Annotated in this window: 27 protein-coding genes; 17 read left to right on the top strand and 10 right to left on the bottom strand. The window is 65.3% G+C overall.

The annotated features are described in order from the left end of the window. Nucleotides 1–22 precede the first annotated feature (22 nt). The 6 genes from M2428_RS04195 (at nucleotide 23) to M2428_RS04170 (ending at nucleotide 6,167) form a co-directional block, all read left to right on the top strand. A complete protein-coding gene (locus tag M2428_RS04195) occupies nucleotides 23–226 on the top strand; it encodes a hypothetical protein (protein ID WP_277524021.1) in 204 nt (67 codons plus the stop codon). A gap of 200 nt (nucleotides 227–426) precedes the next feature. Continuing rightward, nucleotides 427–1,032, top strand: coding sequence for a DUF1326 domain-containing protein (locus tag M2428_RS04190; protein ID WP_277524020.1), 606 nt, complete (start codon nucleotides 427–429; stop codon nucleotides 1,030–1,032). Between the two features lie 105 nt (nucleotides 1,033–1,137). Beyond that, nucleotides 1,138–1,800, top strand: coding sequence for a DUF2182 domain-containing protein (locus M2428_RS04185; protein ID WP_277524018.1), 663 nt, complete (start codon nucleotides 1,138–1,140; stop codon nucleotides 1,798–1,800). 168 nt (nucleotides 1,801–1,968) lie between these two features. Further along, entirely contained in the window at nucleotides 1,969–3,030 is a 1,062-nt protein-coding gene (locus M2428_RS04180) for a hypothetical protein (protein ID WP_277524015.1), read from the top strand. Nucleotides 3,031–3,190: 160 nt separating this feature from the next. Further along, on the top strand, nucleotides 3,191–5,176 hold the full coding sequence (locus M2428_RS04175; RefSeq protein WP_277524014.1) for an aconitate hydratase: 1,986 nt from the start codon (nucleotides 3,191–3,193) through the stop codon (nucleotides 5,174–5,176). Between the two features lie 118 nt (nucleotides 5,177–5,294). Then, a complete protein-coding gene (locus tag M2428_RS04170) occupies nucleotides 5,295–6,167 on the top strand; it encodes a Rieske 2Fe-2S domain-containing protein (RefSeq protein WP_277524012.1) in 873 nt (290 codons plus the stop codon). Between the two features lie 35 nt (nucleotides 6,168–6,202). Here M2428_RS04170 and M2428_RS04165 read toward each other — a convergent pair whose 3' ends face one another. After that, nucleotides 6,203–6,778, bottom strand: coding sequence for an antibiotic biosynthesis monooxygenase (locus M2428_RS04165; protein WP_277524010.1), 576 nt, complete (start codon nucleotides 6,776–6,778; stop codon nucleotides 6,203–6,205). Nucleotides 6,779–6,916: 138 nt separating this feature from the next. Here M2428_RS04165 and M2428_RS04160 point away from each other — a divergent pair, with 138 nt between their 5' ends. From M2428_RS04160 to M2428_RS04150, 3 genes are all read left to right on the top strand, one after another. Beyond that, complete coding sequence (locus M2428_RS04160) at nucleotides 6,917–7,456, top strand: hypothetical protein (protein ID WP_277524008.1); 540 nt, start codon at nucleotides 6,917–6,919, stop codon at nucleotides 7,454–7,456. Nucleotides 7,457–7,570: 114 nt separating this feature from the next. Continuing rightward, entirely contained in the window at nucleotides 7,571–9,397 is a 1,827-nt protein-coding gene (gene ggt / locus M2428_RS04155; protein ID WP_277524006.1) for a gamma-glutamyltransferase, read from the top strand. A 156-nt stretch (nucleotides 9,398–9,553) separates the two neighbouring features. After that, nucleotides 9,554–10,642, top strand: a complete 1,089-nt coding sequence (locus tag M2428_RS04150; protein ID WP_277524004.1) for a DUF3616 domain-containing protein — start codon at nucleotides 9,554–9,556, stop codon at nucleotides 10,640–10,642. Between the two features lie 40 nt (nucleotides 10,643–10,682). Here M2428_RS04150 and M2428_RS04145 read toward each other — a convergent pair whose 3' ends face one another. Further along, entirely contained in the window at nucleotides 10,683–11,534 is an 852-nt protein-coding gene (locus M2428_RS04145) for an alpha/beta hydrolase (protein ID WP_277524003.1), read from the bottom strand. Nucleotides 11,535–11,712: 178 nt separating this feature from the next. Here M2428_RS04145 and M2428_RS04140 point away from each other — a divergent pair, with 178 nt between their 5' ends. The 4 genes from M2428_RS04140 (at nucleotide 11,713) to M2428_RS04125 (ending at nucleotide 14,406) form a co-directional block, all read left to right on the top strand. Further along, complete coding sequence (locus M2428_RS04140) at nucleotides 11,713–12,018, top strand: hypothetical protein (RefSeq protein WP_277523999.1); 306 nt, start codon at nucleotides 11,713–11,715, stop codon at nucleotides 12,016–12,018. 71 nt (nucleotides 12,019–12,089) lie between these two features. Next, nucleotides 12,090–12,605, top strand: a complete 516-nt coding sequence (locus M2428_RS04135) for a hypothetical protein (RefSeq protein WP_277523998.1) — start codon at nucleotides 12,090–12,092, stop codon at nucleotides 12,603–12,605. A gap of 126 nt (nucleotides 12,606–12,731) precedes the next feature. Then, entirely contained in the window at nucleotides 12,732–14,006 is a 1,275-nt protein-coding gene (locus tag M2428_RS04130) for an MFS transporter (protein WP_277523996.1), read from the top strand. Nucleotides 14,007–14,103: 97 nt separating this feature from the next. Then, the gene (locus tag M2428_RS04125; protein WP_277523995.1) at nucleotides 14,104–14,406 is read left to right on the top strand and encodes a hypothetical protein; all 303 of its coding nucleotides are present in this window, start codon (nucleotides 14,104–14,106) and stop codon (nucleotides 14,404–14,406) included. Here M2428_RS04125 and M2428_RS04120 read toward each other — a convergent pair. Both M2428_RS04120 and M2428_RS04115 read right to left on the bottom strand, forming a co-directional pair. Then, nucleotides 14,366–16,159 carry an alkaline phosphatase D family protein gene (locus M2428_RS04120; RefSeq protein WP_277523993.1) on the bottom strand — a complete coding sequence of 598 codons (1,794 nt, stop codon included), beginning with the start codon at nucleotides 16,157–16,159 and terminating at the stop codon, nucleotides 14,366–14,368. The genes M2428_RS04125 and M2428_RS04120 overlap by 41 nt on opposite strands. A 100-nt stretch (nucleotides 16,160–16,259) precedes the next feature. After that, nucleotides 16,260–17,030 (bottom strand): potassium channel family protein, encoded by a 771-nt coding sequence (locus M2428_RS04115; protein WP_277523992.1) that lies wholly within the window; start codon nucleotides 17,028–17,030, stop codon nucleotides 16,260–16,262. Between the two features lie 66 nt (nucleotides 17,031–17,096). On the opposite strand from M2428_RS04115, the gene M2428_RS04110 reads away from it, so the two are divergent. The 3 genes from M2428_RS04110 to M2428_RS04100 all read left to right on the top strand — a co-directional run bounded on the left by M2428_RS04110 (nucleotide 17,097) and on the right by M2428_RS04100 (nucleotide 19,510). Beyond that, entirely contained in the window at nucleotides 17,097–17,300 is a 204-nt protein-coding gene (locus M2428_RS04110) for a hypothetical protein (RefSeq protein WP_277523990.1), read from the top strand. Nucleotides 17,301–17,389: 89 nt separating this feature from the next. Next, the gene (locus tag M2428_RS04105; RefSeq protein WP_277523988.1) at nucleotides 17,390–18,256 is read left to right on the top strand and encodes an aquaporin; all 867 of its coding nucleotides are present in this window, start codon (nucleotides 17,390–17,392) and stop codon (nucleotides 18,254–18,256) included. A 69-nt stretch (nucleotides 18,257–18,325) separates the two neighbouring features. Continuing rightward, nucleotides 18,326–19,510 carry an alanine racemase gene (locus M2428_RS04100; protein ID WP_277523986.1) on the top strand — a complete coding sequence of 395 codons (1,185 nt, stop codon included), beginning with the start codon at nucleotides 18,326–18,328 and terminating at the stop codon, nucleotides 19,508–19,510. 9 nt (nucleotides 19,511–19,519) lie between these two features. On the opposite strand, the gene M2428_RS04095 is transcribed toward M2428_RS04100, so the two are convergent. The 6 genes from M2428_RS04095 to M2428_RS04070 form a co-directional block, all read right to left on the bottom strand. Next, a complete protein-coding gene (locus M2428_RS04095) occupies nucleotides 19,520–19,804 on the bottom strand; it encodes a hypothetical protein (RefSeq protein ID WP_277523984.1) in 285 nt (94 codons plus the stop codon). 207 nt (nucleotides 19,805–20,011) lie between these two features. Then, nucleotides 20,012–20,998 carry a biotin-dependent carboxyltransferase family protein gene (locus M2428_RS04090; protein WP_277523982.1) on the bottom strand — a complete coding sequence of 329 codons (987 nt, stop codon included), beginning with the start codon at nucleotides 20,996–20,998 and terminating at the stop codon, nucleotides 20,012–20,014. After that, nucleotides 20,988–21,896, bottom strand: a complete 909-nt coding sequence (locus M2428_RS04085; protein ID WP_277523980.1) for a carboxyltransferase domain-containing protein — start codon at nucleotides 21,894–21,896, stop codon at nucleotides 20,988–20,990. Before M2428_RS04085 ends, M2428_RS04090 begins: the two co-directional genes overlap by 11 nt. Continuing rightward, the gene (locus M2428_RS04080) at nucleotides 21,893–23,245 is read right to left on the bottom strand and encodes an acetyl-CoA carboxylase biotin carboxylase subunit (protein WP_277523978.1); all 1,353 of its coding nucleotides are present in this window, start codon (nucleotides 23,243–23,245) and stop codon (nucleotides 21,893–21,895) included. Before M2428_RS04080 ends, M2428_RS04085 begins: the two co-directional genes overlap by 4 nt. Nucleotides 23,246–23,247: 2 nt before the next feature. Beyond that, nucleotides 23,248–23,487 carry an acetyl-CoA carboxylase gene (locus M2428_RS04075; RefSeq protein WP_028276237.1) on the bottom strand — a complete coding sequence of 80 codons (240 nt, stop codon included), beginning with the start codon at nucleotides 23,485–23,487 and terminating at the stop codon, nucleotides 23,248–23,250. A gap of 36 nt (nucleotides 23,488–23,523) precedes the next feature. Further along, nucleotides 23,524–24,231, bottom strand: a complete 708-nt coding sequence (locus M2428_RS04070; protein ID WP_346780709.1) for a 5-oxoprolinase subunit PxpA — start codon at nucleotides 24,229–24,231, stop codon at nucleotides 23,524–23,526. A gap of 212 nt (nucleotides 24,232–24,443) precedes the next feature. Here M2428_RS04070 and M2428_RS04065 point away from each other — a divergent pair, with 212 nt between their 5' ends. Beyond that, a complete protein-coding gene (locus M2428_RS04065) occupies nucleotides 24,444–25,889 on the top strand; it encodes a PucR family transcriptional regulator (RefSeq protein ID WP_277523970.1) in 1,446 nt (481 codons plus the stop codon). The last annotated feature ends 192 nt before the right edge of the window (nucleotides 25,890–26,081 follow it).

Raw genomic sequence — 26,081 nt, 5'->3', positions numbered from 1 at the left:
AGTCGGCAGACAAAGGGGTCCAATGAGCTATAAATATCGCACCGTCCGGGTTCGCGGCACAGACCTGGTTGGAACCATCGCGCGAAAACACGGGAGCGCTCCCGAGATTTACGAAACCTCGAAGGACGCGAATACTTCAGTAGTACCCGTGTTTTTCCAGGCAACGGGCGAGATCCGATTCTTCGACCGGTCAGTGCTGGAGGACGTCGTGACGCCGGCCAGTTAGCGGCGGCGGCACATTCCTAGAGGTGACAGTGCCGCCACTCGATCTCTCCCACCAGCAAACGTTTGGCTCTTTGCACCCATCCCTTCGACGTGAGGAGCGCCCCTGAAGGGCCTCATGCACGGGTCACCATCCACCGTTGACACTGTTCAGGGCCGCGAGGAGACTTTATTTTTGGGGGGCCTCTTCGAAAGGAGCCCCAAATGCCGTGGCATGTCGAGGGTACGTACTTTGAGAATTGCAACTGCGACATGGTCTGCCCGTGTACGGCGTCAGGGCAGACCGCACCGGCGGACAATGACCGCTGCAACGTGGCCTTGGCCTTCCACGTGGACACCGGCGAAGTGAACGGTGTCGACGTCGGCGGTCTGACAGTCTGCGTCGTGGCCGATACCCCGGCCCTGATGGGTGACGGGGGCTGGAAGGTCGGTGTTCTGATGGATGCCGCCGCCTCAGCTGAGCAGGCCGAAGCGCTCGGTGCAGTCTTCGGCGGACAGCTCGGCGGACCGATGGAGGGTATCGCTCCGTTGATCGGTGAAATGGCGGGCATGGAGTCCCTGGAAATGGCCTACGCCGACGACGGGCGTGTCCACCAGGTCCGAATTGGCAGTGCCGTCGACATGGTGGTCGAGGACTTCGTGTCGCCCCTGGATCCCACAGGACAGGGAGTGAAAATCAGCGGGGTCGGATTCCCGGCCGACACTCTGGCAGCCGGCACGTCCAGTACCGCCCGCGTCGACGTGTTCGGGATGACCTGGGATAACGCCGGGAAGAACTCCTTCTCCGCCCCCTTCGCCTGGTCCGCTTAGGTGTCGGACAGGAGCGGCCTGACTGTCAGCCACCATGCCGCAGAGCTGGCTTTGATCGGGTGCGCCGCACTGGCGTGGTATTTCACATTCTCTGGCCTGACCGACATGTCCACAGGCCCGGGAACCATGGGCTTGGGGCTCTGGGGTTTCCTTGGGGTGTGGGCGCTGATGATGGCGGCCATGATGTTGCCGGCGCTGGCGCCTCTCACTTCGACGTACCTCAGGTCAATCCGTGCCGTCCGCAGCCGCCGGGTCCGGGCCATCCGGACAACTGGCCTGGTGGGCGGTTACCTTTTGACGTGGATAGGATTCGGAGTCGTTGCTTACGCGGCCGCGGCGTTGTCTGCGCTGCTGGCTGAGGACGAGGCGGATATTGCACCTTGGGTCGGAGCTGGAGTGCTTGTGGCGGCCGGTGCCTACCAGTTGACCCCGCTGAAGAATTTCTGCCTCAGGCACTGCCGGTCGCCCATAGCATTCCTGTTGCACGTCTCCGGGTACAAGGGCCGCCTGCGGGATGTCCGGGTCGGCATGTACCACGGCGTGTATTGCGTGGGCTGCTGTTGGGGGCTCATGGTGGTGCTGATTGCTGTTGGTGTAATGAACCTGGCATGGATGGCCGTGCTCACGGTTGTCATCTTCCTGGAGAAGACGTGGAAATACGGGCCCGCCCTCAGCCGGATCACTGGAGTCTCACTGATTGTTTTCGCGCTCTTCGTCCCGGCTCACCCGGAGTTGCTGCCCGGGCTCCAAATGACCGCGCCCATGTGAGGGACGGTAATCGCCCTCTTCGAATGACCCTCCGCGGGTTCCAGGAACGGCGACGGCGGCACTGGCGGTCGGACCCCGGGAGGTCCAAGCTTTAACCAGTCGGCGCGGGACCCCATACTGGCGGCCCCGGCCGCTTGGGGTGGCACGTTGGGTGCGAGGAGAGCGACCATGGTTGACACGGCAGCACCGACTCTCCGGGCAGGCGCGCGGAACGATCTGGTGACCGAACTGCTGGGCATCTGGCTCCTCCTGGCCGTCTTCCTGGACGGCTGGGCCCACCTGCACGTTCCCGAGCTGGAAACCTTCTTCACTCCCTGGCACGCCGCGCTTTATTCGGGCCTCGTGGCCACCGCCGCGTGGACGGCAAATGTGATCTGGAGGAACCGCCAGCCCGGGCGGCCGTTGACCCGGGCGGTACCCGCCGGCTACCAGGGCACGGTCATCGGACTTGTCCTCTTCGCCGTCGCCGGCGTTCTGGATCTGGCGTGGCACGAGATCCTGGGCATCGAAGTCTCCCTCGATGCGCTGGTGAGCCCCACACACTTGCTGCTGGGGTTCAGCCTCTTCCTCATCCTCGGCACCGGCATCCGTAGTGCACGGGCCGCCGGCGGCCCGGGGGCCTTTAGATGGACGCCGCCTGCAGTGCTCTCTCTCGCCCTCATGACCGGACTGGGCGCCTTCTTCCTGATCTACTGCTCGGCGTTCGTCCGGACGCCGCCGGCCGTCCCATATCTACAGACGCCGATCGGGAGTCCCGGGCACACCCAAGCGGAGCTGCCTCCGGCCCTCGGGCTGGCCAGCTATCTGGTGACCACGGCGCTGATCATCGGCCCCTTCCTCTACAGCTTCTCCGGCGCCAGACGGCCGCCTTACGGCATTGCCACCATCCTGGTCGCCGTGGTGGCGTGGCTGCCCCTGGCCATGTCGGGGCTGCGCCCGGCAGCGGTCGCCGGTGCGGCCGGGGCCACGATAGTCGCGGTGGCGACTGACGTGCTGCTCGCCGGACGGGAGGGACCGTGGCTGAGGCGCCGGTTGCCGGCGGTCACCGCAATACTCGTTGCACTTATCTGGACGGGCCAACTGGCCGGCATCGCGCTAGGCTCATCGATTCAATGGCCCGTGTCGATGTGGCTGGGAGCCGTTGTGCTGAGTGCGGGATTGGCTGCGGCTCTGGCCTTCCTCAGCTCCTGGAACACCAGAAGCGTGCCGGGGCCGGCTCTGCCGCGATGAACGGCATACGGACCGCCCGGGCATCCCTGCCCGAGGACGTCCGATCTCCACTGTTCCCGGCGCCCGGAGTGGGCTATTTTGGGGATAAGGCGAGTGCCCGGTGGCCGGTTCGTTGCCGACGGATGCGTCCGGCCTCGCGTTTCGAGTAAGGAAGCCCGCCGTGGCCTACAACGTGGCGCAGAAGCTCATCGCATCCCATCTGGTCGCCGGAGAAATGATTCCCGGGCGTGAGATCGGTTTGCATATCGATCAGACCCTCACCCAGGACGCGACCGGGACGCTGGTCATGCTTGAACTGGAGGCCCTTGGGCTCGACCAGGCACAAACTGAAGTATCCGTGCAGTACGTGGACCACAACCTGTTGCAGGCCGACAGCAGGAATGCGGAGGACCATGATTTTCTCCGCTCGGCCTGCCGCCGGTTTGGCCTGTGGTTCTCGAAGGCCGGAAACGGGGTGTCGCACCCGACTCACATGCAGCGGTTTGGTATTCCGGGCAAGACCATGGTTGGCTCCGACAGCCATACCCCGGCCGCAGGTGCACTGGGGATGCTGGCAATCGGCGTCGGCGGCACCGAGGTAGCCTTGGCAATCGCGGGGGAGCCGCTCTACCTGAAGATGCCGGAGATCTGGGGCGTGAGGCTTACCGGCCAGCTGCCGCCGTGGACCAGCGCCAAGGACGTCATTCTCGAAATGCTGCGCCGGCATGGCGTCAAGGGCGGCAGGGACCGGATCATCGAGTACCACGGTCCCGGCCTCGCGACACTGACGGCTATGGACCGTCACGTAATTGCCAACATGGGCGCCGAACTCGGTGCGACGAGCACGGTTTTCCCGGCCGACGACCAGGTCCGGGCCTTCCTGCGCTCCGAACAGCGCGAGGGCGACTTCACCGAACTCCTCGCCGATTCCGATGCCGCCTATGACGTGACCGACGAGATCGACCTCGCCACGATCGAGCCGCTCATCGCCCTGCCCAGCTCGCCCGGCAACGTCGTTCCGGTGCGGGAGGTCGCAGGCAGGCCGGTGGCGCAGGTCGTGATTGGGTCCTCAGCGAACCCGGGCCTGCGCGACTTCGCCATTGTCGCGGCAATCACGAAGGGGCGGCAGTGCCACCCCGGGCTGTCCCTTGACGTCAATCCGAGTTCCCGACAGATCCTGCAGGACCTCACCAGGATGGGCGCCACGTTTGATCTGATCAGCGCCGGGGCCCGCCTGCATCAGACCGGATGCATGGGCTGTATTGGGATGGGCCAGGCCCCCGCCAACGGAAGCAACAGCCTGCGCACGATGCCCCGCAACTTTCCGGGCCGTTCGGGCACGAAGGAGGACTCGGTCTACCTGTGCTCACCGGAGACGGCCGCGGCTGCCGCACTCACCGGAACGATCACGGACCCGCGGGACCTGACACAGCTCTTTGACCTGGAATACCCCGTGATCGAACTCCCCGAAGTGTCGAGCGTGAACGTGGCAATGTTGGAGGAACCGTTGGCGCCGGAGGAAGCCGGCAAAGTGGCACTGGTCAAGGGCGAAAACATCTCCTCTCTTCCGGTATTCGGTCCCCTCACCGACCGCATCGAGGCACCAGTCGCCTTGGTGGTGGGGGATGATGTCTCCACGGATGAGATTCTGCCGGCCGGTGCGCGCGTTCTGCCCTACCGCAGCAACATCCCCAAACTCGCCGAATTCACCTTCGATCAGGTCGATCCCACCTACCCCGCCCGCGCCGCACGGACCCGCGACGCGACAGGCCACATCCTGGTCGGCGGCACCAACTACGGCCAGGGATCTTCACGCGAACACGCAGCCATCACCCCGCGCTTCCTCGGGCTGCGCGCAGTGGTGGCCGTCTCGTTCGCGCGGATCCATTGGCAGAACCTGGCTAATTTCGGCGTCCTCGCACTCGAGTTCACAAATGCCGCCGATCACGACCGGATCCAACAAGGCGATGTGCTCCTGCTGACAGGAATACACGACGCCCTCGTGACAAACAAAGAGATCCTCGTGCAGAACGAGACCCGCGGCGAGGTCTACCCCGTGCGGCACAGCCTCTCCGATCGCCAGGTGGACATGCTCCTGGCCGGTGGTCTCATCCCTTGGCTGCGCGAACGGAGGGCGCGGGACGCCCGCGATCAAGCAACCGTGTGAGTGCCCGGCTGCCGTTGCTTCGGTCCGACTGCTGACACACAATTGAGCCTCCAAGGGCTGTGCAGATGAGGGCCGAGAAATTAGGCTCAGCTGAACGATCAGATGATGGAGGAAGCACATGAAACCGTTGCCGCTGCTGAACCTCGTTTCTCGTCTGGAGGACAGTCTCTGGCTTGATCCTTTAGTCGCGGGAGTCAAAGGAACCGTGAACTCGATTGTCCGGTTCCCTTGGCTCCGTGATGTGCTCCACGGGGTGCCTCTGGGACATCCGGTTCACCCTGTTGGAGTCCAGATACCGATGGGGGCGTGGACATCGGCCGCCATCTTGGATGCTATGCCCGGAAACGACCGGGCGGCCAGCATATTGATTGGCGTGGGGGTCGTCAGCGCGGTTCCCTCCGCTGTGGCCGGCTTCACCGACTGGTCGGAACTTCATGAACAGCAGCAGCGCGTGGGCCTGGTCCACGCCGCGGGGAACCTCGCGGCCACTGGTCTGTATGTCGCGTCGCTGGTGGAGCGGTCCCGCGGGCGGCAGCCACGAGGCAAGCTGCTCGGGTATCTTGGGTTTGCGACGCTTGCCGCCGCCGGTTTCCTCGGTGGCCACCTCACGTATCGTCAGGCCGCCGGTGTAAACCACAGCGAGGATGTTCCTCACCGCTTCCCTGTCGGTTGGCACGCCCTGGCCCCGCTGGACGAGCTCGTTGACGGCAAACTGGAGCGGAGGATGGTGGCCGGGATGCCGCTGCTCGTGTTCCGCCGGGGCGACGCCGTCCACGTCTTGTCTGATGCCTGCAGCCACTTGTCCGGGCCCCTCCATGAAGGCAAAGTCGAAGAACGCGGGGAGCCCTGCGTTGTCTGTCCGTGGCATGGGAGTGCCTTCTCGCTGCGTAGCGGAGAGGTCCTGGGCGGCCCAGCGACAGCGGGCCAGCCGCGGTTCAGCACACGCATCGAGAATGGTCTGGTTGAGGTGTCCCTCCCCGGCGCGGGGTAAGGGGGAACAGGCCAGGAGCTCGGCGGGCGCCTCCGTCAGCGCTTCTTGCGGAGCCAGGATCCCAACAGCCGGGTGGTGACCGGAAGGAAGACATACGTCATCAGGGGCGTGAGGAGACACGTGGCCAGCAGCACCTGGAACACCAGGGGCCACTCCTGAGTCAGCGGGTGCAGCAGGAAATTGGCCAGCAGGCTGAGCGGGAAAAAGGGCAGAAAGATACTCACCATCTGCTTCCACCGGGGAGGAACAACCGTCTCGGGAACGCTGAGGCGGACATCGCCGGGCTGAGCGAACCAGCCTTCAATGCCGGTGCGCCGCTCGATCTGCGTGACTTCCACGAGGTTTGCCGCACTGTCGATCCACCAGCGCCGTTCGTCGGACTGCTCCCAGTCGTTGAGCAGGCCGGCATCGGCAAAGCGGTACAGCATGTGCCATTCGTTGGAGTCCGCGGCTGAACGCACCCAGCCGGAGCCGAGATAGCCCGGCCATTCGCGGGCGAGTTCCTGGCCTGCATGCGCCCAGGCGCTGGCCTGGCGCGTCCGGCCGGGTTGGACCGTGCGGGCAACGGACACCGTAACGGGCTGGAGCTGGGAATCGGAGATGGTCACCATACGAATCTTACCGACGGCGCAGTTGCCCCGCCGTCGGATCTGTCGGCCCTCTTGCACTAGCCCGTGTCGAACCTCATGGTGCGATTGAACAGGAGGGCAGGCGGTAGCCTTCCAAGGGGTCTAGGGAAGGTCGGTGTTGTGGATATTTTTAGCGGCGTCAGTAGCGAGTGGCTGAAGGCGCTGACCTGGCTGTCGGCCATCGCCGCCGGGCTACTGTTGTGTTTCTGGCGGCCTCGTCGGCTTCATTGGGCTGCACTCGGTTCAGTCCTCGTCTATGCGGTGGCCAACATCGGCGCGGGCATCTACGTCTTGTCCCACCTCGGAGATTCCCGCTGGGGCGGCGGTGCCGCGGACCGGCTAGGTGCGCCGTCGCTGGCCGATACCCCCGTAGTGGGACAGTTTCTGGGCTCCCTTGACACGGTCCTCGGCGGAGTCGTGGACGGCGTCAACGAGTTCATCGATTTCCGGGCCGCGCTTCCGGTCGCCTTGGACTACCTTTCGGGAGCTGGCTGGGCTTTGGTTGTCGCCGTGCCCCTGGGCATCCTCACTCTGGTTGTGAGCTGCCGGGAGGCGCAGCGCCGCAAGGCCGCATTCGCCAGATACAGCCAGCGGGTCGAAGAACTCAGCGACGAGCTCGATGCCATCAAGCGCCAGCTCAGCCACCCGCAGGCGGGTTAGGGCCCTCAGGCAGTACCGCTCGGCCCAAACGTCCTGAGGGTGTTGAGTGTCGCCCTAGGGAGGGGGTACCGTGACTCCACCGTGTACTCGCATCACCCTGACCCCGGAGCGACCATGCCACATGCGGGACGTCGACTCGCTGCCCTTACGGCGGCTCTGGCCTTGAGCATGGCCAGCGGCACCGTTAGCGCCCCCGCCTTCGCCGACCCGCGGGAGACTGAAAGGACCGCGACGGCTACCGGGTACGGCGGCGCGGTGAGCACCGTGGATCCGGAGGCATCGGCTGCGGCAATTGAAGTCCTTCGCAAGGGTGGAAACGCGGCGGACGCCGCCGTCGCCGCAGCCGCGACCCTGGGCGTGACCGAGCCGTACAGCGCCGGGATCGGCGGTGGTGGCTACTTCGTGTTCTACAACGCGGAGTCCCGCAAGGTCGGCACCATCGACGGCCGTGAAACTGCACCGGCAGCGATGCGGCACGACGCGTTCATCGACCCGGCGACCGGTAAGCCATACCCCTTCACCCCGGAGCTCGTCACCAGCGGCGTCTCCGTTGGTGTCCCCGGCACGGCGGCGACGTGGGAGCGGGCACTCGACCGATGGGGGACGTTGAGCCTCGCAGATGTTCTCAAACCTGCCATCAAGGTTGCCACGAGGGGCTTCGTCGTCGACGACACGTTCCGATTGCAGACCCTCGAGAACAAGCCCCGGTTCGCGGCGTTCACCTCCACCAGCAAGCTGTTCCTGCCGGGCGGCGACGCACCCGCCGTCGGCAGTGTCTTCCGGAATCCCGAGCTCGCCGAAACCTACCGGCTTCTCGCCAAGCGGGGCGCGCGCGGCTTCTACCGCGGCACACTGGCCGCGGAAATCGCGGCAAGTGTGCAGGCTCCGCCGAAGGCTCCGGGCACTGCGCTGCCCGTTCCCGTAGGCCACATGACAAAGGCCGACCTCGCCGCCTATCGCGTCCTGGATCAGGCCCCCACACACGTGGATTACCGGGGCCTGGACATCTACGGCATGGCGCCGTCGAGTAGCGGGGGCACCACCGTCGCGGAGGCTCTGAACATCCTTGACCCACTCAACCTCACCGAGATGTCCAAACCCGGCGCCCTGCACCATTACCTTGAGGCAAGCGCCCTGGCTTTCGCGGACCGGGGCATATACGTGGGCGACCCGGCGTTTGTCGACGTCCCCACCGCCGCGCTCACTGACCCGCGCTTCGGCAAGGAGCGCTTGTGCCAGATCGATCCGCGGCACGCGGCCACGAAGCCGGTCCCGCCCGGTGATGTGGCCTCGTACGACGGCGTGTGTCCCGCCGCCGCCGCGGCGCCTGCGATCGAGAGGGACACCGAGAACATCTCGACCACCAACCTGACGGTCGCGGACAAGTGGGGAAACGTGGTTGAGTACACGCTCACAATCGAGCAGACGGGCGGGTCCGGCATCGTGGTTCCCGGCCGCGGGTTCCTGCTCAACAACGAGCTGACCGACTTCTCCGCCGTCTATGATCCGACGGACCCCAACCGGATTGAGCCGAAGAAGCGTCCGCGCTCCTCGATGTCACCGACCATCATCCTCAAGGACGGCAAACCGTTCCTCGCGCTCGGCTCGCCGGGTGGATCGACGATCATCACCACCGTCCTGCAAACGATCCTGAACCGGGTGGATCTGGGCATGAGCATCTCGGAGGCGATCGCTGCGCCGCGTGCGTCGCAGCGGAACGCGGCAACGGTCACAGCGGAGTCGGAGTTCATCACCGCGTACGGAAGCCAGTTGGCACTCTACGGTCATCAGCTCGTGCCGGCGGGTGCGCCGTCGACTTCCGCGGCGGAGATCGGCGCGGCGACAGCAATCGAGTTCAAGTCCGACGGACGCATGGTCGCCGCGGCTGAGCCGGTGAGGCGCGGGGGCGGCTCTGCGATGGTGGTCAAACGGTCACGATGATGCCTGCGCGGATCCGGGGCACCGGCCGAGCACTTCCGGAGGCTGGGCGGCGGGGAACAATGGCCGCGCCCTGCCCGCCCAGAGGGGGATGTTGTCGTGAAGCATTGGAGCTGAAATGAGAGACCGACCGCCGCTGATGAGGACGGGTGATCCGCGATGAGCGGATGGCCGCGGCCGGACGAGCCAATCGGTGACATCACCCTCGTACTCGATCAGCGCAGCACCCTTGACCGGAAGGCTGACCTCCGCGACGGGTTGTCCGCCGTCGCCCGCCAGGGCCGCCACTTTTGGGTCGCCAATGACGAGACGACCAGCGTCGAACGCCTCACGCTGGAGGCCGGCGACCAGGCTCGCGCCCATCGCAGCTTCGATCTTACCCAGCTCCTGGAACTGCCCGGTGACAGGGGTGAGATGGACATCGAAGGGCTCGATGTCGAGGGTGACACGCTGTGGCTGGCCGGATCGCACAGCTCGGCCCGCAAACAGGTCAAGAACAACGACACGCCCGAAGAGGCGCAGAGGTCCCTGGCGACAGTGGAGGTCAGCCAGCGCCGTCGGGTGTTGGCCCGCCTCTCGACTCAGTCTCTCCTCGATCCGGGCAGCAGCCGGACAGGGCAGCAGCAACGCCCTGCCGTCCTGGGTCTCGGCCGGGGCACGGACTTGGTGGACCTCCTGGCCGATGACCCTCACCTGGGGAGCTTCATCCAGTCCTCGAAGTCCGGGTCGCGCCCGATCCCGGGCAAGGACAACGGCATTGACTGCGAGGGCCTCGCCGTAGCGGGAGACCGGGTGTTCATCGGTCTGCGCGGGCCGGTGCTGCGCGGGTGGGCCCTGATCGTCGAGCTCCAGGTTGGTGACGGCCCCGGCCTGGCGCCGCAGCCGATCGGTCCCGGGAATCGTCGGTACCGGAAGCACTTCCTTCGCCTGCATGGTTTGGGCGTGCGGGACCTGTGCCGTCACGGAGAGGACCTGCTCGTCTTGGCAGGACCCACCATGGAGCTCGCCGGGCGCACGGCCGTGTTTCGCTGGCGGAACGCGCTGAGGTCGCAGGCCGAGGCCGTCCTGCAGAAAGACGACTTGCCTTGCGAATTTGACGCGCCGTTCGGTGAGGGTGAGGACCATGCCGAGGGCATCACCGTACTCGACGGCGGCAGGTCGGCCTTGGTTGTATATGGGACACCGGCGGGAAAGCGGAAAACCGGACGCCACGAAATCAAGGCCGATGTCTTCCGTCTCAGCAAGTAGGGAACCAGCGTTGCCACAGCCCCGCAGGTTGTGGGCGTTCTTAGTGCTCCCGGCCCACTTTTCCGAGCCAGGCCGTCAGGAGGGGAACGACGACGTCGCTGTGCATCGCGCCCAGGTGATCGAGGGCTGGGAGCACCTGCACGTCCCACCCGGCGTCGATGAGCTCGGGCTCGTGGGCAGCAAGCGGTTCGCCGATCCGCACCGTCACGTCTCCCCAACGGGGTCCATAAACGATTTGATCGGCGGAGCCGGCAAACGCAAGCCGGGGGAGGTCCCGCGCCAGGGCAACAGCTGCGTCGTCGAAGTCCTGGAGCGCCTCGTACAGCGTGACGAACTGGCGGGTCTGCGCTTCGTTGGTCTGTATTGTCGCGGCATCCCAGTCGCCTGGTTCGACGGGTAGGGTTACTGCCGGAGATTGTTCCGAGGACCTGGCAGCCGCCGAGTGTGCCGCCTGCGTCACCGCCAGCATGCTCTTGTACGGGCCCTCCAACGGCGGGAATCCGCCCATGACGAGCGCCCAGAGCCGGTTTGTGCGGACCGCCAACTGCAGACCGCACAGGGCCAGCCAGGAGTAGCCGTAGTAGGCGAAGGTTTCGGCGTGTGCCGCATCCGCGATGGCCAGGAAATCGGCGGTGACGTTCTCCGGCGTGAGGGTGTCCGGTGCCGGGTGCGCCATCCGGTGCCCCTCGTAGTCGGCCGCTACTACGCGATAGGACTGCGACAAAGCCGCAACAAGGTTGGGCCCGAGGCCGGGGTCGGCGCCCCAATCGCGCATTGTCTGGGCCTCCGACTCGGAATGCGGCTTCATATCCGCAGGGATCAGGAGCGCCCGGCCGTCACCGTTCACCAGGATCGGTATTGCCGTGCCGTCGTGCAAAAGGGCCTCAGCCATGTCTGCCACCGGGATCCTCCTCATCGGTACTGCAGGTGAACAAAGTCTGCCACCGAGGCGTTCCCTCCGGAACGCCCGGCAGCAACGGCGGCCGATGCGACCTCTCTGGCGCACACCGGCCAAGGAGACGAGAATGGGCTCGTGCCCGCCCGGGTCAAACCCCAAAGGAGGGATTTTCATGACGCTGTATCAGCCTGAACCGGTCGAGATCTCAACGAGGATTCGGCCGGGGGAGTGGACCGAGGAAAGCCTGGTTGCCCTGGAGGCGTCGTATCGCGAACAGCTGTTGGGCATGGGCGCGGCCGCCAACGAGATCGACGTCGTGATTGACCGCGACGACGGCGGCGGCGTCAGCGTGGTGGCGTCCTGGCTCAAGCCCGACGTCGCCCAGGAGCTGACAGAGGTGGCGGACGACACCGGGCTTGTGGCGATGGACCCCGACGCCGAGGCAGTGCGGCCGGCGCGCGACGATTCGCCCCAATAGCCGTCAGCCGTGCCGGAGGCTGCTGTAGGGTGGTGACCCCGAAGCAACTCCTCCATCAGAGTGGAGCTTTCATGGCACCCCGGATTTCCAGCACAGTCGATAAAAAATTGTTCGGACTCTACCTGTCGGACCACCTCGCGGGGGCCACGGCAGGGCAGGGCCGGATAGAGCGCATGGCGCGCGACTTCACGGACACCCCCTTCCACGCCGAACTTAGTGCGCTTGCCGCCCAGTTTCGGGAAGAGCGGGAGTACGTACGCGGACTAGTGGGCGATTTTGGCCTGCCCCGGCGAACTCCGCGGCGCGCGGCGGCGTGGCTCGCGGAGCGTGCCGGCCGGCTCAAACTCAACGGGCGGTTGGTGAGCCGCTCGCCGATGACGCTGTTGCTGGAATCCGAGCTCATGCGGTCGGCTGTGCTGGGAAAACTGGGGATGTGGCAGACGCTGCACGACCTCTCCGGCGATCTGGGACTGGACGGGTCAAGGTTCGACGGACTGGCCACGCAGGCACGCGAACAGATCGCCACCCTGGACCGGGTCCATGAGTACGCCCGCCGTCGGTCGTTCTACACGAACCAAGGCAGCTGAGCAGGCCGGCGGTTTGGCCCGATCGAGCGCGCTATGCCCCTAGCCTGATTTGCTCTGGCGCGCGTCCGCAGGGGAGACGAGAATGGGCTCGTGCTCCCTCCTCGCCCTGGCGGGGACGGCGACGCGATGAACGCCGCCGCCCTAAAGATCCAGCGCATCTATTTGACGTTGACGCTGGGCAATACCCTTGCGGCCTCGTTCATCTGGGGGATCAACACCCTCTTCCTGTTGGATGCCGGACTCAGCAACCTCGAGGCGTTCGCCGCGAACGCCTTCTTCACAGCCGGTATGGTGCTGTTCGAGGTGCCCACGGGGGTGGTTGCCGACGGCTGGGGGCGCCGCGTATCGTTCCTGCTCGGGACCGTGACCCTCGCCGTCTCGACCTATCTTTACTACCTGCTTTGGCAGTTTTCCGCCCCGTTCTGGTGGTGGGCAGTGGTGTCGGTCCTGCTCGGCCTGGGCTTCACGTTCTTCTCTGGAGCAGTCGAGGCCTGGCTCGTCGATGCGTTGCGCTTCTCCGGCTATGAAGGCGGGATGGAGACGGTGCTGGGGCGGGGCCAGATGGTGTCGGGCGTTGCGATGCTCGCCGGCTCTGTGGCGGGGGGCGTAATCGCGCAGGCCACCAATCTGGGCGTGCCGTTTCTGCTGCGTGTGGGTGTGCTGCTGGCCATGTTCGTGGTGGCCTTTGCGCTCATGCGCGACGTCGGATTCACCCCCGAACGCTCGACCCATCCCCTTCAGGCGACTCGAGCGGTGCTCGCCGCGTCGATCGATAACGGCTTGAAGAATCCCCCCGTACGGTACGTGATGCTGGCCGCGCCGTTCACCGCCGGCGTCGGGATCTATGTGTTTTACGCCCTGCAGCCGTACCTGCTTGAGCTGTTCGGGGATCCGCACGCGTATTCCATTGCAGGCCTGGCGGCGGCCATCGTGGCTGGAGCGGAGGTGCTGGGCGGCTGGATAGCGCCACGCGTCCGGCGCCTCGTCCGCAGACGCACCACCGTGCTGATCCTGAGCAGCATCGTGGACACTGTGATCCTCGTGGTGCTCGGGTTCACCCAGGTGTTCTGGGTGGCCCTGGTGCTGTTGGCGTTCTGGGCACTGGTGTCGTCGTCGGGCATCCCGGTGCGGCAGGCGTACTTGAACGACATGATCGCCTCGAAACAGCGGGCAACAGTGCTCAGCTTCGATTCACTCATGGGCTCAAGCGGCGGCGTGGTGGTGCAGCCGCTGCTCGGTCGGGCGGCCGATGTGTACGGCTACGCGGCCTCGCTGGCGATCGGCGGCGTGATCGAGTTGGTCGCGGTACCTTTCCTGCTGGCGAGCCGCCGGCAACGCCACCAGGCCGATCAGGCCAACGCCCCGACCAGTACGACCAACACCGGATCCCAGCCGGCTTAGGACGCCATCCGGTATAACACTTCGGCCGGGCGCCTTACTTGGCGAAGCCTTCCGGGCCTACAGTTGGGCGTGTAGAACCGTCGACAGGAGCGCCTCAGTGATTACCCTGCAGATCGAACACCAGGTCCGGGACTTCGCCATGTGGCGGAGGGCTTTCGACAGTGATCCGCTGGACCGCGCCAAGTCGGGCGTGCGGTCATACCGCATCTCGCGCCCGATTGACCAGCAAGACTACGTGATGCTGGAGATGGATTTCGATACGCAGGCGGCTGCAGTGGACTTCCTGGGCCGGCTGCAGAACGATACGTGGAAAACCGGCGTGACGGCGCCGGCGCTGGTCGGTGAGCCATCGACCAGAATCATCGAAACGGTCGCCATCGAGAATGTGGCCGCCCCCTAAGCCCGGCAGGGAGATTGCTTCCGGGGCTGGCCGCCGACTGCGCAGCGTTAACGCCTATGCTGCTGCCGCCGGTGCGGTCGACTGTGGGGTCCTGGGCCCTCCGCGGGGTCAGCGTGAGGGAGGCGACACATTCCAGCTCGGGATGCTGTTGGTCGCCGCCGTCCACCACGCCTGTCTCCCACCATAGTTTCAGCCCTTCCGGTACCACCTCCAGATGGGCCAGGTTGTTTTGGAACCAAGGCCCCTTGACCCCGGACCAGCGAAACGGCGGGTCCGGGACCTTCGCGGAGCGTGCAACCAAGGCGCCTACCGGCGTGGCCAGGCCGTAGGACATGACGGCCGCGAAGGACCTCATTAGCCGGGGCAGTGGGTTGCGGATGGGCGAACAGACCGCCTGCACGATCCGGCTGCCCGAGGCACGGTCCACCTCCGCAACGTACGAGTAGTGGACGTCCCCGGAGAGGAAGGTGATAGTTTCCGGTGCCGGTCCGCGTTTGCCATCGGCGACCTCGCTCGCCAGGGCCGCCATTTCCCGGAAGCTGTTTTGGAATGCGCCCCAGTGTTCAAGGTCCAGTGCCTGGCGTACCTTCTCGCCGGCCCGGGCGGCACGTTTTCCCCACGCACCTTCCGAGACGGCCTCATTCCACGACTCGACGTAGTGCAGGCCCATCGGCAGCAGGAAGGGCAGCGACGTCGCCACGAGCAGGTGGCGGAAGCCGCCACGCATCCGGCCATCGACCCAGGCCATTTCCGGCGCGTCAACCAGTGCCCGGTCGTCCGGGGTCAGGTCCCGGGCTGCGCGGGAGTCAATCACGATCAGCCGGGTGTCGCCGAAATCGCGGCAGAAGCTCCACCGGTAGGATTTCGGGTCCCGATCAGCCCGCTCCGCGAAGCTGTCCAGCTCCGCGCCGACGTCGATCTCGTCCTGGCCCGCGTGCCGTACGATCCGCTGCCAAACAGCATCCTCGGCCCGTTCTTGCGGTGACAGGTTCCCCAGATGCTGGTAGACCCAGTAGGAGGCCAGCCCCGCGACAATCCGATCATGCCACCATGAGGTGGCTTCCATTTTCTTCTTCCAGCTCAGTGAGGTATTCCAGTCGTCGCGGATGTCGTGGTCATCGAAGATCATGGCGCTGGGCAGGGTGGACAGCAGCCACCTGTTAGCGGGGTCTGACCAGGCCAGATAGTAAAGGTGGGCGTACTCCTCGTAGTCTTTGAGCTCTTCGCCGGGGGGTGCCTCGATGTCGCGTCGGGCGCGGATGAACTCCTGCATCTGCTCGCTGGTCAAGTCTGCGTACACCTGGTCTCCGACGAAGACCACCAGATCCGGCCACGACAGCTCACCCCCGGAGGCCATCCTCAGTGCGTAGGCGCGCAGCGAGTCGACCCCGTGGGTCCGGTTGCCGGACGCATCGTGCGGGACGCTGGTCCTGCAGGAGCCATAGGCCATCCGCAGCGGCTGACCGGTGGCCAGCGTGGCGATCATGGACGGCGGGAAGCCGGTCGAGGGATCGGGCCAGACTTGTGTTCCGTTGATATCCAGGGCGTAGGGCGTGACCGTGCCGGGCTCCAGTCCGTCCAATTCCACCAGGGCGTAGTGGTGACCGTGAACTGCGAACGTTCGGACGGTCCAGTCCCTGCCGCCGGCATGGAGGGAAACCCGACCAGCGGATTGGGTCTCCACCCATACACTCGCCGATGTCTCATCCACGTACCGCACCATGGGGCCGAGAACCAACGGGGAGGTGGTCATGAATCAGTTGTACCCGCTCCGGCCCGATGCGGCCATGGCTTCACGGAACAGACAGTGTCATGGAATAGGCAGCGTCACGGAACAGGCAGCGTTGATGCCACTAACGCGGTTCCTTGCGGTCCGGTCCCTCGGTAGGGCCGCTCACGGATTCGCCCGGAGCCTGGGCCAGCTGCTTATGGAGCCTGTTGATCTGGGCCGTCAGGCCGGCAAGCTCCTCGCTGCCGATGGGTTCGTCCGCGTTCTTCCGGGCTTGGGTTGCGGCCGTCACACTTTCAACAAGCCAAGAGGAAACCGCAGCCGTGACCATGCTCAGGACTGCAAACCCACCGACCATCAGCGCGGCCGCAGCCCAGCGGCCGGGAATTGTAACGGGGTAATAGTCGCCGTAGCCGATCGTTGTAATGGTGACCACCGCCCACCACAATGAGTCGCCCATGGTGGTGATATTCGCGTTCGGAGCGCCCCTTTCGAAATTGAGGACGCTCAGGGCCACTGTGTAGACCAGCAGGATGGCGGAGACAATGACGTAGGCCATGACGCGGGTCCGGATGGCAGTGCCCGGGGCCCTAGCCATGACTCGACGCAATGTGAAGGGACGAAGGAGCCGCAATGGGCGCGCTACCGGGAGCACCACCATGAGCAGGTCCAAAGGGTGGCGGACGAACCATCGGCCGCGTTGGGGAGCCAGGAGCAACTTCACGATGTAGTCGACGGCGAAGGCAAGCCACGTTGACGCCATCATGAATATCAGCGCGGCGGCATAGGGATCCGACGGCTGGACAATGACCAAGACGGAGTAGGCCGCCAGAAAGATAAAAGCCGCACCGACGAGGGGCCACTCGGAATACTTTTGCCAGGTTTCTTGCCTCATGGCTGAATGCTAGGACTTTGCACCGCGAATGTCCGCACGAATTTGCAGGCCGAGAGCCCGTGACGGATGGATCTCCCTGTTATTGCCGTCGCCGTCGTTGGCGACGTTTCAGTGCTGCCGGTGCTGTGCTTGGCGATTCCGCCCGCGTGGCTCATGGTGTCCCGGGCGCCGCAGATGCTGATCAGCCCTGAACAGCCCCAGCTGGCGGACGGAACAAGGCCTGCCACCAGCCAGAGTCGACGCAGCAAGGACAACAGCGATGACAACTGACTTGGGCAGCGGTACATTGGGGTTCTGAGGTGGCGGACCGCGCTGGGGCCGGCGGACCACATGGCCAGAACCTGCGGAGGCGGAGAGCCATGGCGGAAAATCAGGGCAAGCGCGTGACCGGGCGCGGCAGTGCTCAACAGGACCAGACTGGACGCCACTTCATCCCCAGCAAGTTGGGCACAGTGGAGCAGAGCGTGTTGCAGCGGATTGAGGATTTTAATGATCCGCGCCAGGAATGGCGGCGCCTGTTTTCGGAGTTGTACGGCACCTTCCTGCTCGTGATTGTCGCCGCCGGCGGAGGAATGATGAGCCAGGCCTTCCCCGGTGTCATCAGCCGAACGGCGGCCGTAGTGGCCCCCGGCCTGATGGTGATGGCGATCATCCTGTTCATGGGCAAGGTCTCCGGCGCGCATCTGAACCCCGCCGTCAGCATCGCATTCGCACTCCGGGGCGACTTCCCGTGGCGTCGGGTCCCGGGCTACATCGTCGTTCAGCTCATCGGCGCGACGCTTGCCTGCCTGCTCCTGCAGGCCGTGATCGGCGTATCCGCGACCTTCGGTTCGAACTATCCCGCGGCGAATTATTCGGCGTCTGCCGCGTTTTGGATGGAGGCGCTGCTCACGATGGTGCTGGTGAGCGTCATCTTGGGAACCGCCTCCGGAGCCCAGAACATCGGGATTCTCGGTGCGTTTGGCGTCGGCGGGTACATTGCACTGGCAGGCCTGTGGGGCAGCCCCATCTCCGGCACGTCAATGAATCCGGCACGAACCTTCGGCCCTGATCTCGCCAGCGGCAACTTCAGCGACTACTGGGTGTATGTCGCCGGGCCGCTGGTCGGCGCAGCGGCCGCCGTCGGTCTCGCCTTCATTTTGCGCGGACCGGGCGGCGGGATGTCAGGTTCGGGAGCCGCGCAGGGTGCCCTCTTCACCGAGGCCGCCGAGGAAGAGAAGCCGTAGCGTCCGGTTGGACCTCCGGCGAGGCCCAAGTTGGCTGCAACGCAATTCGCAGCCGAGTAGATTGTCAGAGTGAAAGAACCGTATTTGGCCCCCGCGTATCCGCAGCTGCGGCTCGACGGCGATGCCCTCGACAACAATATCCGGGTCATGGCGGCGTGGTGCCGGGAGCGGGGCGTTGAACTCGCCCCGCATGTCAAGACAACCATGTCGGCGCCGATCATCGAGCGGCAGCTGGCTGCCGGCGCAGTCGGCGTAACCGTCGCCACCGTGGACCAAGTCGCCTCCGTGCTGGCATGGGGACATGGCCGCGTTCTCGTGGCCAATGAGATCGTCGACAGGTTCGGACTAACGCGTGTCCGCACGTGGCTGGAGGAAGATCCCGGACGGGAAATCCGTTGCTTCGTCGATTCTGCAGCCGGGGTCAAGACGGCGGCGGAAGTGTTCGACGGCGGGGTGGTCCACCTTGAGGTGCTGATCGACGTCGGCACACCCGGCGGCCGCACGGGGGTGCGCAGCCGGGACGAGGGCCTGTTGCTGGCTGAGCTGGTCCGGGCCACGCCGGGACTGAGGCTGGTGGGGGTTGCCGGTTACGAAGGTGTCGTGCCCAACAGTAGGGCTGAAGACACGGTCACCGCGGTTGACCGACACTGCCGGCTGGTGCGGGACGTGTATCTGGAGGCGGCGGAATTCTTTGAGACTGCCACCCCCATCTATTCAATGGGTGGGTCCGCGTTCCCGGACCGTGTGGTTGAGTTCCTTCCCGACGCCGGCCAGGTGCCTGGAACACGGATCATTCTCCGGTCAGGTTGCTACGTCACCCACGATCACGGCACGTATGCCGCCGTCAGCCCCGTTCCGGGACTCGTTCCGGCCATTTCCGTTCGCGCCGTCGTCCTGTCCACCCCGGAAGCGGGGATGGCCGTCGTCGGTGCCGGCAAACGGGATCTTCCCTACGACGCCGGACTGCCAATCTTCCTGTCGGCCCGGACGGCGGAAGGTGCCGAAAAGACGGACGGTGCCGAAAAGAAGGGCGCAGCCGCAGAGGTGCGAAATCTCTTCGACCATCACGCAGTCCTTGCCGGCGTGACCGGACTCGATGTCACCGACACGGTGGATTTCGGGCTATCCCATCCCTGCTCCGCGTTCGACCGCTGGCCTGAATACGTCCTCACCGACCGGGACGGTCACCACATTGGAGTGTGGCACACCGACTTCCGCCGATCGTCCCTGGGTGCCGTCCCAGGCAACGGCTGATTCTTGGCCTTACTCCTTGAGGTGCCGGGTCAGCACTTCGAATTCCTCGACGCCCAGAACCTGCATGTGCTGTTCCGCGCTGGTCTCGGTGCGGATCTTGCCGGCAGCCTGCTCGCTGCCGGCAAGGGCGTCCGCGTCCTCCCACAGCGTGATGGACAGTGACTTGTTGTCCTTCCCAAGCAAGTAATAGATGCCCAGGCATCCCGGCAGTTCGAGCACCCGCTTGACGGTATCATCTGAGGGTGCCCCGGAGCTGTCCGGGCCGGGCTGGTACGTGCTGACGCGAGCGAACATGACTGTCCTCCTAGGTCCAGGTCCGACGGTTGGAGCGCCTGCCGCCCAAGCCGTTGAACCGGGAGCTGGATCCTTGGGATATCGCGTCCTGGTGGCGGCCAGGTCTCCTCACACCAGTAAGGACCCGTCGGCGCAGAAGCACAAGGCTCCTTGCTTCGGAGCCATCCGCCACAGTCCGCCGGGTCCGCTGCTCAGCTGTTCAGGTGTTCAGCTGCCTGCGCCGATGGCCGCCCAGGCGTTCCTCTTGAGCTCGGCGAGTTCCTTGCGGGCCACCAGGGCCTCGTCCAGGCTGATGGCTACGAACCTGGTGGACGTGCCGGGGGCGGCGCGGGCCACCAGATCCATGTCGGCGCTGATGACCGTGCCCACCATGGCGTAACCGCCGCCGGAGACGGCATCGCGGTGCAGGATGATCGGCTGGGTGCCGCCGGGAATCTGGATGGACCCGACGGCGTAGCCGGCGTCCACGATGTTGGACGGATCGGAGCCGGCTCCGAATGGCTGCTCCCGCTCCTTCCACTGCACTCCGGGACCGGAGTACCTCAGCCCCATCCGGTCAGCCACCGGGGTGACCTTCCACTCGCTGTGGAGGAGATTGTCCAGTCCCTCGTCGGTGAGCCTGTGGTCGTACAGGCCCAGGACAATCCGGACGGCCTGTTCCTTGGCGAAAACGGGACGGAATTCCTCCGGAACTGTGTCGGCGTCGGGCATGGCTCCGCCGTTGAGCGGGGCACCCACCGGAACCTGGTCACCGGCCTCCAGCTTGCGGCCCTGGAACCCGCCGATCGCGCCCAGGCTGTAGGTGGACCGACTGCCGAGCACCTCGGGAACATCGATGCCGCCCTGGACCGCGATGTAGTAGCGCGTGCCGCCCCGGATGACCCCGAAACTGAGTTCATCGCCGGCCTTCAGCTGCAGCCGGGTCCACTGGGGCCGGGTTTCACCGTTGACCTTGACGTCCACAGGTGCCCCGGTGACGGCGACGACGGCATCCTGGTCGGTGGTCAGCACCGGGCCCAAGTACGTGCATTCGAGGACGGCTTCCTTGGCGGTGTTGCCCACCAGGGCATTGCCGAGTTCCGCCGAGTATTGGTCCATGGAACCGCTCTGCGGGATGCCCACGTTGTAATGGCCGGTGCGTCCCTGGTCCTGGACCGTGGTGGCCAGTCCGGGGTTCTTGATGTCAAACGCCATTGAGGGCCTCCATGAGTTCCTGGTTGTAGCCTTCGGGATTCGCCAGCGCCTTGGACAGATCAAATGTCACGGGTACCTGCCGGTAGCGGAACGTCGCGGCGGAGATTTCAGCCTGGATGTTGTTGTATTCGGCCTCGGTAACCGGCTTGAACTTCACGATGTCGCCCGGCCTGAAGAACACCATGAAGTCCTTGAAATCGGTCAGGGACTGGGCAGGATCGAAGATCGGCGCGGCAGCGACCCCGAACATCTGGTAGCCGCCGGCACCCCGCACGGAGTAGATGCAGCCGAAGCAGCCGCCGTGGCCCACGGTCAGTTTGGGGGTATCGGTGCGGGGACTCAGATACTTGGGTACTTCGAGTTGTTTTTCCTGCTCCACCAGCTGGAAGAGGAACGGCAGGCCGGCGACGAAGCCAACCATGGAGACAAGCCACGGCTGCTCATGGTGGCGCCGGATGAATTCGGCGGCATCCTTGAGGTTGTTGACCTTGGCTGCGTAGTCAATGTCGGTGCCGCCGGGCTCCTGATGGAATCCTTCGCGGAATCGTTCGGCCACTTCCGCTGTGAACGGGTCCTCGTACCAGACCGGAACCTCGACGATCCGAGTTTCCAGCGAATGGTCGTGATGGTGCGTCAGATCCCCTTCAATGGTCCGGACGGTCTCTTCAAGGGTCGACGGCGGCAGGACGTCGGGATCGAACCTCACCAGCAGCGAGGCGTTGGCGGGGCAGACGTCCACGATGCCGGGCAGCTGCATGGCCGAAAGCTTCGCGGCGATGGACATCACCCTGAAGTTCGCCGCCAGGCTCATGGACTCCGCGACCTCAACGAACAGGAATTCGTCTCCGCCCCAGGTGTAACGGGCCTCCAACACGGCGGGTTCCGGGCTGCTGCTCATTGTGCCTCCATCAGATCGGGGACGGTTTCAAGGAATTTCGAATGGTGGGTGACGGCCGCAAATTCGGGCCGGCGCAGCAGCTTCTTGTGCACCGGGATGGTGGTCTTGACCCCTTCGATGTGGGTCTCATCCAGGGCCGTCAGCATTGCCTCAATGGCCGCTTCGCGCGTGTCCGCATGCACAATCAGTTTGGCCAGCAGGGAGTCGTAGTACGGAGTGACCGTGGAACCGGCCTCCACCCCGGTGTCCACCCTGATGCCTTCGCCCGCGGGCCAGTCCATGGCCGTGATCAGGCCAGGGCTGGGGAAGAAGTGGTGTTCGGGGTCCTCGGCATTGACGCGGCATTCGATGGCGTGGCCATTGAATGCGATGTCGTCCTGGCGGAGGGACATCGCCCCGGTGAACGCGATCTGCAGCTGTTCGCGGATCAGATCGACGCCCGTGATTTGCTCGGTGATCGGGTGCTCAACCTGGATACGAGTGTTCATTTCGATGAACGCCGCTTCATGGTTGACCGGGTCATAGAGGAACTCGACCGTTCCGGCGCCGCTGTAGCCGCACTCGCGGGCCAGTTCCACGGAGGATTCCCGGATCCTCTGGCGGACGTGGTCCGGGAGGTCCGGCGCCGGTGCTTCTTCAATGACCTTCTGGGAGCGCCGCTGCATGGAGCAGTCGCGGTCGCCGAGATGGATGAAGTTTGTTCCATCGCCGAGGACCTGTACCTCCACGTGACGGGCATGCTGCACAAAGCGTTCCAGGTAAACGGTGGGATCGCCGAAGACGGCCGCCGCTTCGCCGCGCGTCTGCTCAATGGATTCCAGAAGCTTGCCTTCGCTGTGCACAAAGCGGATGCCCCGGCCGCCGCCGCCGGCGGAGGCCTTGATCACGAGCGGGTAGCCGATGCCACGGGCGATTTCTACGGCGTCGGCCGCAGGATCGAGGGGGCCGTCCGAGCCGCGGAGCACGGGGACGCCAGCCACCCGGGCCGATTCCCTCGCCAAGGACTTGTTGCCCATCATCGCGATGGCGTCCGCCCGCGGCCCCACCCAGATCAGGCCCGCATCAGCCACTTTCCGGGCGAAGTCCGCATTCTCGGAGAGGAACCCATAGCCCGGATGGACGGCATCGCAGCCGTTGTCCACGGCCGCGGCGACGATGGCGTCCTGGTTCAGATAGCTGGCGGTGGCAGGCGCCGGACCCACCACGACGACGTGGTCAGCGGACCGGGCAGCCAAGGACTCGACGTCGGCTTCGCTGGCCACCACGAATGTCTCGATGCCCATTTCACGGGCGGTCCGGGCGATGCGAACGGCGATCTCGCCGCGGTTGGCGATGAGCAGTTTCTTCATGGCTATCCTTCCCGGACGACGACGATTGCGTCGCCTGGGTTGACCATGTCGCCCTCGTTGACCTCAAACGACTCCAGGGTGCCGGCCACATCGGACTGGATTTCGGTGAACTGCTTCATGATTTCGATAATGCCGAGGGTCTGTCCGACCTCGATGGCGTCGCCTTCATTGGCGAAAGGCGGTTTGCCAGGGCCGGGCTTGCGGTAGAAGACGCCGGGGAGCGGGGAAACGATGGTTGCCACGGGATGCTCTCTTTCAGATGGTTTGGATAGATCGGTTCAGCCCAGGACCGCACGCACTGCGGTGGCCACTGCGACAGAATTGGGTGCGTCGGAGTGGACGCAGATGCTTTGGAACTGGATGTCCAGCTCCGTGCCGTCAACGGCGAGGACCGGCTTGCCGGCCAGCGCCCTGCTGACACGCTCAGCGGCGGCGTCGGGGTCGGTGGGCACCGGACGGCGCTGGATCAGCAGCTCACCGGCCGGACCGTAGTTGAGGTCGACATAGAGTTCGGGCACGAAGTCCACCCCCATGGCCCGGCACACGCGTTCGTGGGCGGTCCCGGCGAGCCCGAAAAACGGAATGCCGAACTGCAAGGCCGTGCCGGCGGCGGCCTGCATCAGTTCCTCGTCGCCGGCCAGCATGCCGTAGAGGGCGCCGTGCGGTTTGATGTGGTTCAGCTCTAGCCCGTGCTTTGCCAGGAACGCCGTCAGGGCTCCGGTCTGATACAGGATGATCGACTCGACCTCGGCCGGGGTGAGAACCATTCGGCGGCGTCCGAACCCCACGATGTCCGGCAGGCCGGGGTGCGCTCCGACCGCCACGCCGTGCTCTGCCGCCATCGCCACGGTCCGTTCCATGACGTCGGGATCGCCGGCGTGATACCCACAGGCCACGTTGGCGACGTCGATGATGCGCATGAGTTCTTCGTCGTTGCCGAACTCGTGGAGGCCAAGGCCTTCGCCCATATCGGAGTTCAAGAGCACACGCCCTTGACTGAAGGGGGTGGGGGGAGCGGTGAAGGCAGACGTGTGGGGAGAGGTGCCAGGAGAGGTGTCGGGAGTCACATTGGTTTGCATGGGTGCAACGCTACTCAGCAATTGACGCGCCCGATATTGTGCAGGTCGCTGAATCTGCGGGCATCAATTATGGTTATTGCACTGTCCGGCGGAGAGTCCCGCCGTAGTGGGAGGGTCCCGTGCGAATTTCAGATTTAGCAGACGACGCCGATCTCAACATCCGACTCCGGGTTGCGGGCGGCGAGGGCCGACTGGCCCGGCCCATCACCTGGTGCGCCCCCACCGAGCATATGGACCCCACACCCTTTCTCAGCGTGAACGCCCTGGTGCTGACCAACGGCATGGGCCTGAACGTCAAGGACTTCAGGACCTGGGACGCCTACGTGGAACGGCTGGTTTCCGTCCCCGTCTCTGGGCTGGCGTTCGGCTTGGGCGCGGCGCACAGCGAGCTGCCGGCCGGCCTGCTCCGTGCCTGCGAGGTGCACGGCCTGCCGCTGTTGGAGCTCGCGCCGCAGGTGCCCTTTGTGCTGGTCATGCGGCACGTGGAGCGGGTCATCGCCGCCGAGCGCTATGAGGAGTTGCGGAAGGGCTGGGAACTGGCGGACCAATGCACCCGGCTGGCGGCCGACGGGCATTCCCTGGCGGAGGTACTCGAGAGGGTGGCGGCTGCCATCGATGCGAGGGTGGCCGTGATCGACCAGAACGCCTTCGAGCTTGTTTCCGCGGGCGAGGCCCACGGCGGGACCGCGCGGACCGCGCTGCGCCTGCCCAGCGGCGAGTCCGAGCAGTTCAGGCTTGCTATCGAGGGGATCGGGAGCAACATTGTGCTGCAGCCCATTCTGGGCCCAGTGGCTGCTGTCATCGCCATGCAGCTGAGCTATACGCTCGGGTCGCATTCGCCCCTGCATTCCCGGGAAGCCGCACGCTTCATGGAGGCCCTCTATGAGGACCGCGGCGAGCCGTCCGCGCCGCTGCGCCGCTACGCCCTCGAATCTGGGTTCGATCCTGACAGTGACTGGGGTGCGGTGCTGATCGGCAGCTCAGAAGAGGTGGCCCCAGCAAAGCTGCGCGCCATCGCATGGCGCGCCCGGGTGGGTCTGCAGGCCGGGTTCGGCACGGTGCGGTTCATGGAAGAGGCCGGACTCACGACTCTCTTGCTGCAGCACCGGCACTCGGCGGCCGACTTGCTGGATGCCGCGCGGGGATTCTTTACGGACGCCCCGGAACTGTCCGTCATCGTCTCGGAATCCGCGGGCCTCAGTGAACTGCCGCTGGCGCTTCAGCTTGCCCGCCGTCATGTGGGACGGCCAGGGGTGCACCAGGCGCCGCTGGCCGATCTCGCCGGCATTGTGCAGGGGCTGCCCAGCCCGGGTCTGGTGGCAATGTGCCAGCGGCTGCTGGCGCCCTTAACCTCCGACGGCGGCAGCTCGCTGCGAGAGACCTTCGGCGCGTACCTGCGCCACAGCGGGAACTCCGCGAAGATCTGCGATGAGCTCTTCATCCACCGGAATACGCTCAGCTACCGGCTGCGGAAAATCGAGGAGCTGCTGAAACTGGACCTCTCCGATGGCGAAGTCCGCGCCACGTGCATGCTCGCCCTCGGCATCGTTGCGGCCGCCCGCTAAGGGGATTGGGCAGTTTGCACGAAAAGTAGCGTCAATCTTGGGCGAACTTCCGATATGACGCTGTGAGCCGGATCACTAATCTCAACTCATGGGGCTTGGAGGCTGCAGGTCGGGTCATGGATGGACGGACCCGGCGGGCGCGTATGGCCCTCCGATTCGACACACTAGTTCGACTGACGAGAGGATCCCCTT

This window comes from Arthrobacter sp. ES3-54 (genome assembly GCF_029504395.1).
Taxonomy (GTDB): domain Bacteria; phylum Actinomycetota; class Actinomycetes; order Actinomycetales; family Micrococcaceae; genus Arthrobacter.
The sequence above is the reverse complement of the archived record's forward strand: the minus strand, read 5'-3'. Positions and strand labels throughout refer to the sequence as shown.